The following is a 12,959-nucleotide window of genomic DNA, read 5'->3' as shown; positions in this document are numbered from 1 at the left end:
TTAAAAAAACCGCTCGTTCGAATCAAAACGAGCGGCGTCAATAGGATTATATTTAAAATACTTCGGTTCGAAATATCTTCCCGATTTCCCTGCTAATATTCATATACGGATTATCTTTTATGATATCATTGTTTGACTTCAACAATTTATCCCCGTTATTCTTCGCATCCGCCACTCGATCATAAAGAAAATCATCATAATTATTTCCCTTGAATTTGTTGTAGTTCGTATTAAAATAGTCTTTTCCCGAGAGTTTTCTTTTTAGCTGCTCATTTGTGTACTGCCTGTTGACCTCCTCAAAATGCAGCAGAATCCATACCTCAAAACTAATCGACGAAAAAAGGAGCTTGTATCAAATTTTTTCAGCATAGTTCACGCACTTAGCAACTTCATTATCACTCATCTTGTCACGATCAAATGCCACGTACACCTCATCGCTCTTTCGCTTGTTATTTCTTTCCTGGATGTATGCTCTCTTCAAAATACTGAGGCCGTATTTTCTTAAATTTTATTTTATTCGCATGAAGACACCTTGCAGCAATTCGCGCAAAAAAATTCTCACTGCGCCAAATTGCAGTGAGAATCTGATTTATCATGCTTTCGTTGCTTGTCCTGTTTTCACGTCGTACACGTATCTTTCCGACTCTCCTTCGCCATTCGGGCGATTGTCGGCTTGAACTTCTGAAATTCTTACTTTAAAGTTCTCTTTTGCCGTCATTTCATAAGCAAAATTTCCGCTCATGTTCTGCACCTGCTGTTTGCTTGGAACGTATCTGAACGTCATAGTGCGTTCATTTTTTCCGCCTTCGTCGAACGTAATATTGTATTCTTTCATTTTGTTCTTCCCTTCTCAAAAATTCTTTCGTCATATTTTCCCCAACGCATTACGAAAATCTCCTCAAAAACCTTGTTCCATTTGTTCTTTGATATGATGCGATCGTACTGCCTTTTGGCATATGGCACCAAAACGTTCGTCGTTCCAGACTCCTTTTCGGGTCTGATTATGTAGTTCGTGACCGTATCAACTCAGCAACCTGCATCGCAATAACCGTCTTGCCGTAGCCGACGGGGAGTTTGAGCAGCGTGAACCTGTTGTCCAACACGTGTTCGAATGCTCCGAATGCCACGCCTTCGGTAAGCGGGTCCTCAAAGTATTCTTTTGGCAGCATTTTAACATCGCCTTTTTGATTTTTATGATTTCATTATACAACTTTGTGACTTTTTTGTCAAGTTTACACAAATCCGCAAAAAAATTAATCTTTATTCTTTACGTAAATCACCCTAAATCAAGCCGCTGATTATTCTCGGCGATGACGTTTAAACCAACAAACAGTGCCTTCGTTCCTTTTTTGATCGCATTCGTTTCGACCAAATACTCTTACGCTGTTCTCGCAAACGTAAATCAAATCCGTTGAACGACGATCTCGAAGAACAAAAAGCTGCTCAAAATGAGAATTTCATCACAGAAAAAATAACCCGTTCCCTTCATTTTTTCGGGAACGAGTCTTTTTGCATGAAACAAACGGAAAAGAAGGACGGGAAGCAAATTGACGCCCCGCTCTGAATTTGGCATTACGTTCAAAAAAGCGCCTCTACGACAAATTATGTTGCCGGTTCTGACCAGAAAAAAGAGACTGTCGCAATAAAAAAATTTTGTTCTAAGGTTTTGGCATATCCATGTTTGCTGAAAGTCAAACCTCTTTTAATTCTGAAAAAACGTAAACATCCTTTGGCCCTTTTTTCAAAAAAGTCCATGAATATCCGTATGCTTCATCTCGCCGATGAGCAAGGCACTCACAGATGTCTCTGACGGCCGGAAGCTTCAATTTCTCTTTGGCGTCTTCAACATTTGCAAACTTTTCCTGAATGCCTTCTTTGGGGTCGAATGCTGATATCGGAACCTTGCTCTTTTCGATCGATCTTGCCCTGAACGATACCCATGCGAGGTTGTCCGCACTGTTGAGTCCTTCTTCAACTGAAAGCGAATCGTCGATGTATGTGACAAACTTAGCCTTATCCGGATAACGATTTTTTATGAACGCTTTTGCAACCAACCGCGTAATCAGTTCAAAATGCAATTTTCCGTCAAGTCCTTTAAGCCTGATGCAATATATTCCGCTTTTCATTTTGGAAACCTTTAACTCTTTCCCGCCTCGAGGAACACCGTTGACCAGTCTTCTGATGCTTCTTATTCGACCGTCATTTGAGATTTCATAAATTCCTTCATATTCTTCAATCATTCGCCATTCTTGCTTTGACATTTCTGACAATCCTTTCCGCGCGCTTTCATCCAAATCGTGCAAGACGCAACGTTTCAACTGCTCCGATCAGAGTAATTTTTGCTTTTAATCAATGGCGTTCTTTGTCTTCGGTAAGCCCTAAAAGATAATCCACTGAAACATCGTAAAAATCCGCAAGTTTTACAAGGTAATCGGCCCTTGGCATGCGCGAACCGTTTTCGTATCGGCTCACGAGAGACGCCGTACATCCCAATACGCCTGCGATTTCTTTAATGGTGTAAAGATTTTTAAGCCTTAATTCTTTTAATCGTAATTCGATGATAAACACCAACCCTTCTTTTTTAAGATATTGATTTTGCAATCGTCGCATTTCCGCAACGTCGTCTTCGCAGAGCTCAGTCTTGAGCTGAGCAACAGATTCTTTCTTCAAGATCCTATCGAGGTCTTTTCGGAACAAGCACAAAAACAACAGACCGAAAAGAATCTGATTTACGATATATATTATATACCAAAAACTAGTTTTTGTCAATATTTGCACTGATTGCTCTCATTGCTGCATACCTTGAACCGGATATCAAAGAAAGTCACGATTGCAGCAAAGACCATGATTGGTACAAGTCGAGCCTCCATCCAGTACTGCTTTTTTCTCATAAGCGTTTGGCAACCATCATCGACCTCTTCGCTTGAGAGTCATTGCAGCACAAAAAATTCTCACCGCGTCAAAGCGCAGCGAGAATCTGATTGATCGTTCTAAATTTCTTGTCTTTTTTATCTCAAAAGCCCTTCATCAGTCTTCCGATCGAATTTTCTCAGAATATGCTTGATCTTATCAAACGGGTACGGTGCCTCTTCTTTGACATGATACTCAATCGATTCGATTCTGGCAATCTCTTCATGCCTGTCTTCTCCAACTGGAATAATGACAAAATCGCCCGGCTCAAAAATGTCTTCATCTGCAAGGTACCAATACTGATGACCGTATTCTCCAAACGTGACGCTGCAAAAAATCAGTTCATTGCGCCGACGTCTGATTTTCCCGTATTTTCTTTCGTCCAACATTTCGCCCGTTCCGTAAATCCTTTCGGTACACAGGCACTTGCGATGTATTCGGCAACGATGCGGGTAGAGAATGTTTTTTCATTGATTTTCGTATCCATCGGCAATGCGGTTTCCCCATATGTTTCCCAAAATCTTGGTGCAAAGAAAATTGAACGGATCAAAAAATGATATCACGCTGCACTGGTGTTAGACGTATGTTTTGCAGTTCTTGCCTTTATAGTCATTGAAACATTACATACTCAAATTTCCTCACTGTTCCTTGGCAAAGATGGAACTGCCCTGGCTTATCAGGTATCCGAGGGTTATATGAGATGGCTCGGTTACTTCTACATCTTTATGGAAATCAAAATGGCAACCGATGGGGTTCTTCGTGGTCTTGGAATCATGCGCCCGTTCCTTATGCAAATATGGTGAACCTGGCGATCCGCCTGTCGGTTGCTTTGATTTGCGCACCGCATTTTGGCATCGTATTTGTCTGGCTTGCCGTACCAGCAGGTTAGTTTGCAAACTTCTTAATATCCTATGCGTCCCTTCGAAGATTATGGCCAAAGAGGTGCAATCCCGATGTAAGCAGTCGTTAAAACAGCGATGTGTACACAAATATCCTGAGATAGCATCATTATCTCAGGATATTGCGTATGCATCGTTTTTATTTTCTCATTTATGAGACAATCTCGATGTTCCATGGGATAAGATGGCGGAACCTTTCAGGATCAAATACCTCAATGTTGGTCATCTCCGTTAATACTTTTCTCAAGTATTTTTCAGGATCCAACTGATTAAGTTTGGCCGTCTCGGATGAACTTCCGTCACTGTGAGTAAACGCGGCAATCAAAAGCAATTCGTTCATTCAGTTCAGCGACTTGTTGTTCCAGCTCTTTGATACGCTTATCTTTTTCGTCCATCTCGTTCACCTCCGTTCCGTATGCATGAATTGAATTATATTTGGAAACATTTTGATCATGATACCAAGGATAGTTATTCAAATTTTTAAAAATCTCTCTCGAAGCTCCGTTGTAAATTCGAATTTCAACATCTTCCATAATAGTTTTCGCAGCCATTTCCCTGACCGGTCGATATGTTTTCTTAGGGCTTCGGTCAACAAGGTTGACTTCCACGACGTCATCCAATTTCATATTTAAACCTCCGATATACTTGATGTCTAAAGCATACCAAGATATCGGAGGTTTATGAAGAACGCTTATTTAACGACCGCTTACGCATGCTCATCACTTTCTCAAAAGATTAATAAAGTGAGTATACAAAAAAATGCAGGAAAACCGACAATTTTAAACCGCCGATTTCCTACATTTTACAACCACCCTTTACAACGCGATGATGTCATGTTTTGGAAAAATTTCAAGCAATCTAAAAACCGTTACTAATCTTGAAAATCTTATCCTAACACGATTTTCTTAACTTCCTCAAGATAGTCATCTTCATATTCGGGAACAAGCATCGGTCCTTCAATAGCATCCATCATTACTTGTTCCTTTTCCTTTAACCGGCGATAAACCTTTTCATCAATGAATCCTTGATGAGCAGAATCACCTTCCGTCATCAAATAGTGGTACCTTGTGTACTGATCATCGGGTAACCCTAGACGATTAATTCTATCACGAGATTGCAGCATAAAAGTCAAATTGAAGTTGTATTCAAAATAAACAGCATCGTGCACGGTTTGGTGAAGGGAAATTGATTCACCCAATGTGTTTGGATTTGAAATCAATACCTGAGCAGAACCATCGCGAAATTCATTAATCAATCCTTCGCGATCCTTCTTAGGCGTTTCGCCATATACAAGAATTGTCTTTAATCCTTTTTCCTCAAGACATCGCTTAATTTTATGCATCGTCCCGACAAACATTCCCCAGACTAAAACTTTCTTGCCTTCCGCAACCAAGTCAGTAATCAGATTTATCCCGTGATCGAATTTAGGAGTTTCGATATCTTTTAAAGAAAAGCGCTCATATGCTTTGACATCACTTTGATTTGCTTTTTTGATCTTAGCTTCGTCTTGGCTCCATGTATATGAATCACCGTCAACCAAACCTAATTCTCGATAGTTGATATTGTACTTCAATAATTCCGGATTAGTAGACGCCTGCAACAAACGAATAAACAATGCTAAAGCACCATTTTCATTTTCATAGATAGCGTCAGCCAAAATTTCTTGTTTTTCTGATGGTTCAACTTTAATAATATTATCCGGATCAGGTTTTGGCACATGGAGGTCTTCTTTATTGGTTCTCCAAAAGAACGGTGCCATCTTGCGGTTAACATCCTCTGGATCGATACTATTCAACTCATTTAAATCCCAAGCAAAGAAAGTCGAGTATTCGTCCGGATACATCAAATGCAAAAAATTATAAATGTCCCGAAAGCCATTCGGAATTGGAGTTCCAGTCAAAACATAGCGATAGTGCGGTGCTTTACTTAATTCCAGTGCCGCCCTTGCCCTTTGACCGCCAATACCTTTAATTCGATGAACTTCATCAAATACTAACATGGTCTTGCTGTCAATCAAATCATTTAAGACTGAAATTTTGCTCTTCAATGCTTCATAGTTGATTGTTATCACGTCTGATCGTACCCAATCATGCTTAATAGAACCGGGATCATTATTATACTTGTTATCCCGTAAATTCATATAGTGCAATTGACGCTTAGAACCAAAGACCTTTTCAAACTCAGTCCTCCAAGCCGCAAAAGCGTTCAATGGTGAAATGACCAACAGTTTATCAACTTTATCCTGTTCCGGACTTGATAGATAAGCAAAGGTTCCATACATCATCGCTGTCTTCCCTGCACCAGGAACGGAGAAGTTGGCGGCCCGTTTCATAGTCGCCAAAAAGAAGCTTGCCTTTTCTTGTTCCGTTTTTAAAGGACGACTAAGCTCTCTGCTTACCGCTTGTCTAAATTCATCAAATTCGTTTTGCCATCGAGGATCGCTATTTTTGATCGTCAAACCCGCTTCACTCTGTTCTTTGATGTAATATTGCCTTTCTTCAACAAATTCATCAAAATCATTGCTAGTTTCAACCTCTGGCAAGCCTTTTCTTGCAAGCTTATGATTTAGTTTATCAACCATATTTACCAACTGGACATAAGTCAATTCAGACTTAAATATCATTTGAGCTGAATCCAGGAAATAAGGTTCAAATATCTTTAAGCCGCGTCGAGCATACTTAGTCTGCAAAGTTTTTCGGCTATCGTCAACCAGCTGAAAAAATCCATCTTCATTTTTGATGATTTTTGGATTATCGAACTTCACTTCCATATTTTTCAAATAGCTCCTTGCTTGTAAGACTCAAATCACGCATATATGACTGTAATTCCTTAAGTTGGGAATTAGACACTTCATTATAGCGCAAACTTCCCGTTAAACCGTTATTATCGTTGATTGTCCTTATCTCTTTGACAATATCCTTGACCGATTTAATGAACTTATCAACTGACTCCCCGTTCTTGGCAGCCCGCATATGTGCATCGTAACTTTCTCCAAACTCTTTAATCAAGTTGTTTTTATTAGAAAGTTCTTTGCTTAATTCCGTGTAATTTTTAACATGAGCATCTTGAATTGCATCTGATAAATCATCAACAACGTACATCACTTCATCGTTGAAATCGTTGTTTCCGGATGATTTGACAATATACTTGCCAAAATCACGAACCTGATTTCTAGCCGTATTGCCGGTAACTCCAACGTGCATTTGATGAAGAATAATTCCAAAGTAAGACTGCATTGTTTCATTCTTCTTAACTTGTGCTTCAGCATCATCGCCAAATTCATTGTTTAAGACTTTGCCCATAACTTGAAATTGCGTCCACGTCTTGCTTTCCTTGACAATATTATAGCTGGTTTCAGGTGCTCCTATAAACTCTAAAAACTTCTTAACATACACTGCGCCAAGATAGTATTCATGGAGCTTTGCTTTGCTCATCCGTGAATTTTTACCATAATCAGCCAGAGTCATAATTGGATTTTTTCCGCCTGTAGTTTGGTAAATATCAATAGCAAGGTCTACCGGATCGTAATCTTCACGTTCTTCGACCCCCATCTGTAAAGCTAATTCAAGCTGTTTAATCTTAACACGCTCACTTTTATTCTTATATGAAAAAGGTAATAAAACAGCTTCAAAATAAATAGTCTGACCTGTTTTCTTTTGAATATTGCGCAAAGCAGTGAAACGACGATTGCCATCAATTACACGACCATCATCTAAAACCCAGCCGTATACTTGCTGACCGGATTCTTCAATCGACTTTTGAGTTCTTTTTAAGTCAGAAGCACTGCCGTTTTCAATGATCTTTGCTATGGTTTCGTTATATTCAGGATTTTCATTATCATAAGCTGGATGAATTTCTTCCCCATACTCAGCAATTCCAGTCGTAATCCGTCCATTTTGGTCATTGTAATACAGGTATTCCAAGGGAATCTTGTATACATCCAAAGTTTCTGAACTTACACCGTCAACCTTAATCGGCAGTTTAGGTTTAGCACCTGTCGTTTCAATTTTGCCTTCTTGAGCCAGTTTAATCAGTGATATCATTTATGTCCTCTTCTCCATTTTCAAGCTTATTAATTAAGTCGTGTACTTCCTGTTCGCTCGTGGCCATTTGGTAGTAAACACCGCTTTCCTTAAGCTTATCAAAATAAGTTTTCTGAATAACCCTAATCGTTTCATCACCCAGGCGCATATTCGCTGCCTTGGTTTCAATCACCAAATAGATTGGTTTGCGTTCACGTTCAATCTTGAAGATGAAGTCCGGTGTCGTTGTTCCGTTGTCATAGCGCGGAATTTTAATAGCTCGCTTAGGCAACTTTCCGAAGGCAACAATTTTATTGTCGTAAGTACGTTTTAAAATTTTGAGTTCCGGATTAGCACTGTCATAACGCAATGGCGGCCGGTCATACAGGTACTTGTCATCGTTAGTTGCTCTCTCATCACTGTAAACACCCAAATCATTAGCAGAAATCTCGTCAACAAATTCCTTCTTTTTAGCATCATAAATTGATGTGGACGCAGCAAATTTCAACGGTTCATAACTATACGAATTTTTGATTCGTTCATTGAAACGCTTATTAAATTCACGAACCAGATTACCTAGCGTTTTTTCATTGATATAATCTTTATTGCCATTTAAACGTTTGATTGCTGAAATCATTTGCTGATGTAAGAAGTTGACCGGCAAATCAGTCTGAGTTGCTAATTTTTTCAGAAATGATCCGTACTTCATCGTTAAATAGTTATTTTCATAATCAGTTGGAGATTCCTGAATTACAGCTTGATTATTCTTAGTAACGACTTTTTGCTTAATCATCTGCGGACGCTGACGAACAAAGATTTTATTTTCATTATCTTTGAAAATTTCTTCCGCAACCGTCTGTGCCAAATCGTTAACATCATTATCAAACTTAATCATTTGTCGTTTGGATAATTGTTTCCATAGTTCTTCCAACTGTTTCCAGTTAGACTTACGCAACTTGACTTTTGTAGTCGGATGGTGCTTATGATCTCTAACCTTTTCAGAAGAGACTTTAGTCCGATGTTCCACTTCCGGATAAAAATAAATCAAAGCTTCATATCCTGACATTTTACTTCCGTCTATCTCAACATCCGGCTTAAACTCATTGGAACGAGTAATGACGTTATGGGCATCCAAATCTTTAAGCAACTTATCTTTGTCAAATGACTTATCTGATTTTTGGCGTTCCTCAACGATTAACTTAATCATTGCATCCGTCAATTCATCATGGTTCAGTTCAATTGGTGCATCTTCATTAATCTGATTGACCAACGTTTGAGCAAAGTCACGTTCATCATAACCAATCAGAAAGGCTAAGCGGCTCTCGAATTCATCTTGTTGTACCCGATGCCCGGTCTCATCGACCGGCAGCCGTAACCCACGACCTACTTCTTGTATCTTGCTGATTTCTGATCCAGAAGTCCGCAATTTGGCAATGACAAAAACGTTAGGGTTATCCCAACCTTCACGCAATGTCCATTTGGAAAATAAGAAACGACGAGTGATCCAATTACCGTCTTTATCTTTGAAACTCAATAATTTTTCCTTATTTTTCAGGATATCATCAACTTCAGCTTGAATTGCTTCATCCCCGCTGCCACGATCCTCGCTAAAATAGCCGGCATAAACTTGTTGATGTTCTGCATTCAAATCACGTAAAGTTGCCTGCAAAAATTCACAGTATTCCTTTTCCCGAGACTCAATGGACATTTCATATTTTTTGATAAGCTGCTTTAATTTTTTAGTCAGCATTTTTTCAAAGTGCTTAGCCAACCACCCCTTGGTATGTTCAGGTCCGCGGAAACTAGCGATGCTGTCAATAAAGAAAAGCGAAAGAGTTTTAATCTTAGGGGCATTGCCTCCGCTTTCCGACCGCATGAAGTTTCGCACTTCAGCTTCAAAATGCCGATCAATTGCTTGTTGAATAATTTCATCCTGATAGTTTTGCGAGAACGTTCCCGGAATCAATTTCATATCAGGTTGAAGTTCAAGTTCGTTGGAAAGCTTCTTGCCCCCAGCATAGGTAATTTCTCCGGCAAAACCTTCATCTACATCAGCCAGGTTTTCATTTACATTTACAGGATAGTCTTTGCCATTACGTGATAAGACCAATTGCTTAGCCTTAACACTCTTAACCTTGTATAAACGACTCGCTTCTTCTTCGGTAATCTCAGGATAATTGATATCAATAGCTTTGACCAATCCTTGGTTAAAGCTGTCAATGGCATTCAAAGTGAATTGAGGCTCGCCACGGTAGTAATCGATAATCGTCCGTTTATTCTTTCCTTTTCCGGTCATAGTCTGCGGGAAAGTAGCCCCGAAACGAACAATCAATTGCGGTTTCATTTCTTCGATAGCCTTGTAAGTAACCTTATTCCGTGGAAAACGGTGCGGTTCATCAATGATGATAACGGGTCTCGTTGCTGCAATCGCCTTAATCGGATTTGTTTCACCGCCAAGCAGAGTTTGATCATAGTCACTCTTGTGCATTCCGGAATTCTTACTAAGCATCCCTGAATTAATCAAAAGAACTTGGATTTGATTAACATTTTGCCTGGTTGCTTCGACAAATTCAGACAATTGTGCAGGAAAGTTTCTCCTCCCTCTCTTATTCTTGAAATCACCAGCATTAATGGTATTTAACTGAATTTTGACATTTTCATAGCCTGGAACCCCGGAGAAATACTGCCGAGCATAATCACTGGTAATAAAATTCTTAGTTCCTTCCTTAATGCTTGGAGTGGGAACAACAATCACAAACTTAAAGATTCCTTGTTTGTGCATTTCATACATCATTTGAGTGTAAACGAAAGTCTTCCCAGTCCCGGTTTCCATCTTAATATCGATGTAGGACTTTTCATTGCCGGCGTAATTTAAAATCGGATTAGCATATATATAGCCAGCGTCCGGATTTTTAGTATTGACATCGACACCTTTAAATGCCTGATTAATGGCATCAATCGCAGCCACTTGATGAGGCAATCGTTCTAGTTGAATTTTCATATTAGTACCTCTTCAGCAAGTTGATGTTTACATCAAGCTGCTTTAAACCAATTTCTAATTCCCTCAATTCTGCAATATTAAAGGAATATCCAAACAAGACAATGGTTTGAACTGTCAATTGATGCGTACCAAGCTTATTTAGCAGATCTTCAGTATTTTTACTGGTCCATCCGTCATTAATTAAGTACAGACGACTGCCTTCCACCAAACTTGCTTCATAACCAGCAAAATCAACCTTCTTGACATCCGCGTCAAATGAATAACCGTCCTTTGCTAACCAGGTAGTACGGATGGTTTGTTCGCCACTGGCATTCCCTAAAACATTCAATGCATCACTAGAAAATGACGAAACCATATCATTAAACAAATCTGTGTTATTTATATCAAAATCTTCAATTTCTTCTAGGGTTTGCCTGGTTGGTTCCACTACTCGATAGTGTTTAAAGCTGCCATCAAAGTCTTCAGAAAGATTATTGTCTTCTCGAATTTTTGCCGCTGCACGCCTGATACGTTCACGAGATATTTCATCGATTCCCATGTAACCATCTTCAAGTGCACTACGTCCACCTTTAGTGGGAATCATTCGACCATCTTTCAATTTAGGAGCGCCATCTTCGTTTGTCTTGTATGTTTTCTCTGGCAATTGAACCATGATGAAACGGCGATGACCCCCATCATCCATATTTTGTTTCATAACTGCTTCTGCCGTCGTAGCAGATCCTGCAAAGAAATCCAAAATTATCGAATCTTCATTTGAATATAGCTGAATAGCACGTTGCACTAATTTTACCGGCTTGGGATAAGTAAAATACTTTTTTCCACCCATCAATTCTTGTAGTTTTTGGGTGGCCTCCTGACTGTGTCCAACATCTTTGTACTTCCAAATAGTCATTGGAGTGATTCCAGTCTTTTTCAATTCAGATTTAAACCTCTTGATTCGAGGTACTCCGTTACCATCAGATCCAAACCATATGCGATTATCTGCGAGTCTCTCGTAAAACGCTTTTTGCGAGAGCCTCCAGCTTCTTCCTGCTGGAGGCTCCACCACCCTACCTGAGGGAGTCGTGACAGGGTAAATATTAGCCTGAATTGCGGGGCCGACAGATATATCACTGGAACTCCATGGACCTCGTGGATCGTTATCGGGATTCTGATACCTATCGTCACTCGTATTATTTCTTGCAATACCATTTGTCTCAATTACATTAGCATCTCGTCCATAAACCAGCATGTAATCGTGACTAGGCGAAAAATTCTTTTTCAAATTAATTGGCGCATATGCTCTTTCCCAAACTACTTGAGCCAAGAAATTGCTTTCACCAAAAATCTCGTCACAGATTTCTTTTAAATTGCCATCTTCGTTGTCGTCAACAGAAATAAAGATAACTCCATCGCGTTTTAACATTCTCTTAGCAAGTTGCAACCGTGGATACATAAAAGTCAACCAAGCAGAATGACTTGATTTTCCTTGAATACTCTTTAACCTTTCAACCTGCTCATCATCTAAACCAAACATATCTTTTAATTTATCGTCAGAATATTCAAAAGAATCTGGATATGCAAAGTCATCTTGTCCAGTGTTATATGGCGGATCAATATAAATAACATCCACTTTACCCGCATAATTCGTTTGCAAGTGACGCAACACTTCCAAATTGTCTCCAGTAAAGAACAAGTTTTTGCTGTTTTTCCCCTCGCCATTATTTTGAATTTCATCAGGAACAATTACCGTGCTAGGCATTTCCCCGGCTTGTCGGCGAGCATAGTCTTTACCGATAAAGTTTAGCTGATATCCGTCCTTTAATTCATCAATGTTGTGTTCCTGCAATTGTGACTTGAATTTATCCAAGTCAAATTTTCCGTCTTTACTGAAAAAATCCGGCAGCTTGCTTTTCAAATTTTCAAGAAAGAAGGTGTTGGGCTGGACAGATTCATTATATTTTTCATTATCCGTTTTCATGCCCAAACACCTTCTTTTTTTAAAGATGAAAAAAAGAATCCACTTACCCTCTGTATAAGCGAATTCTCTTTAATTTTTATTAAATTACCAAAAAAAGTCTTGACAAATAAGACTCGGTCTAAATAATCAGAGTGAGTGAGTGAGTGAGTGAGTGAGTGAGTGAGTGA

General features: G+C 39.3%; 11 protein-coding genes and 3 pseudogenes. 1 reads left to right on the top strand and 13 read right to left on the bottom strand.

The features are described 5' to 3' along the window. Positions 1-52 precede the first annotated feature (52 nt). The 7 genes and pseudogenes from BMZ95_RS00980 to BMZ95_RS00955 all read right to left on the bottom strand — a co-directional run. Positions 53-340, bottom strand: a pseudogene (locus BMZ95_RS00980) (RloB domain-containing protein); the annotation flags it as partial. Between the two features lie 12 nt (positions 341-352). Continuing rightward, on the bottom strand, positions 353-481 hold the full coding sequence (locus tag BMZ95_RS11565; RefSeq protein ID WP_004563527.1) for a hypothetical protein: 129 nt from the start codon (positions 479-481) through the stop codon (positions 353-355). A gap of 111 nt (positions 482-592) precedes the next feature. Then, complete coding sequence (locus BMZ95_RS00975) at positions 593-835, bottom strand: hypothetical protein (protein ID WP_046922477.1); 243 nt, start codon at positions 833-835, stop codon at positions 593-595. Between the two features lie 166 nt (positions 836-1,001). Continuing rightward, positions 1,002-1,169 carry a DEAD/DEAH box helicase family protein gene (locus BMZ95_RS11230; protein ID WP_164477220.1) on the bottom strand — a complete coding sequence of 56 codons (168 nt, stop codon included), beginning with the start codon at positions 1,167-1,169 and terminating at the stop codon, positions 1,002-1,004. A gap of 522 nt (positions 1,170-1,691) precedes the next feature. Beyond that, complete coding sequence (locus BMZ95_RS00965; protein ID WP_046922479.1) at positions 1,692-2,261, bottom strand: NUMOD4 domain-containing protein; 570 nt, start codon at positions 2,259-2,261, stop codon at positions 1,692-1,694. Between the two features lie 88 nt (positions 2,262-2,349). Further along, positions 2,350-2,670, bottom strand: a complete 321-nt coding sequence (locus tag BMZ95_RS00960; protein ID WP_225354933.1) for a helix-turn-helix domain-containing protein — start codon at positions 2,668-2,670, stop codon at positions 2,350-2,352. 338 nt (positions 2,671-3,008) lie between these two features. Next, entirely contained in the window at positions 3,009-3,296 is a 288-nt protein-coding gene (locus BMZ95_RS00955; protein WP_225354934.1) for a hypothetical protein, read from the bottom strand. On the opposite strand from BMZ95_RS00955, the pseudogene BMZ95_RS00950 reads away from it, so the two are divergent. Next, a pseudogene (locus BMZ95_RS00950) lies at positions 3,213-3,713 on the top strand (MATE family efflux transporter). The gene BMZ95_RS00955 and the pseudogene BMZ95_RS00950 overlap by 84 nt on opposite strands. 247 nt (positions 3,714-3,960) lie before the next feature. Here BMZ95_RS00950 and BMZ95_RS00945 read toward each other — a convergent pair. The 6 genes and pseudogenes from BMZ95_RS00945 to BMZ95_RS00920 form a co-directional block, all read right to left on the bottom strand. Beyond that, on the bottom strand, positions 3,961-4,149 hold the full coding sequence (locus tag BMZ95_RS00945) for a transposase domain-containing protein (protein ID WP_074786356.1): 189 nt from the start codon (positions 4,147-4,149) through the stop codon (positions 3,961-3,963). A gap of 91 nt (positions 4,150-4,240) precedes the next feature. Further along, positions 4,241-4,435 (bottom strand): annotated as a pseudogene (locus BMZ95_RS11640) (hypothetical protein); the annotation flags it as partial. Between the two features lie 260 nt (positions 4,436-4,695). Further along, positions 4,696-6,579: a DEAD/DEAH box helicase gene (locus BMZ95_RS00935; protein WP_046922485.1), complete on the bottom strand. Its 1,884-nt coding sequence runs from the start codon at positions 6,577-6,579 to the stop codon at positions 4,696-4,698. Next, positions 6,560-7,852, bottom strand: a complete 1,293-nt coding sequence (locus BMZ95_RS00930) for a hypothetical protein (protein WP_046922481.1) — start codon at positions 7,850-7,852, stop codon at positions 6,560-6,562. The genes BMZ95_RS00935 and BMZ95_RS00930 overlap by 20 nt, the downstream gene beginning before the upstream one ends. Beyond that, positions 7,836-10,832 carry a type III restriction-modification system endonuclease gene (locus tag BMZ95_RS00925; protein ID WP_046922482.1) on the bottom strand — a complete coding sequence of 999 codons (2,997 nt, stop codon included), beginning with the start codon at positions 10,830-10,832 and terminating at the stop codon, positions 7,836-7,838. The genes BMZ95_RS00930 and BMZ95_RS00925 overlap by 17 nt, the downstream gene beginning before the upstream one ends. Before the next feature lies 1 nt (position 10,833). Continuing rightward, entirely contained in the window at positions 10,834-12,792 is a 1,959-nt protein-coding gene (locus BMZ95_RS00920; RefSeq protein WP_174519781.1) for a site-specific DNA-methyltransferase, read from the bottom strand. Positions 12,793-12,959 lie beyond the last annotated feature (167 nt).

The sequence above is a fragment of the Ligilactobacillus ruminis DSM 20403 = NBRC 102161 genome, assembly GCF_900113455.1.
GTDB classification, from domain to species: domain Bacteria; phylum Bacillota; class Bacilli; order Lactobacillales; family Lactobacillaceae; genus Ligilactobacillus; species Ligilactobacillus ruminis.
The sequence above is the reverse complement of the archived record's forward strand: the minus strand, read 5'-3'. Positions and strand labels throughout refer to the sequence as shown.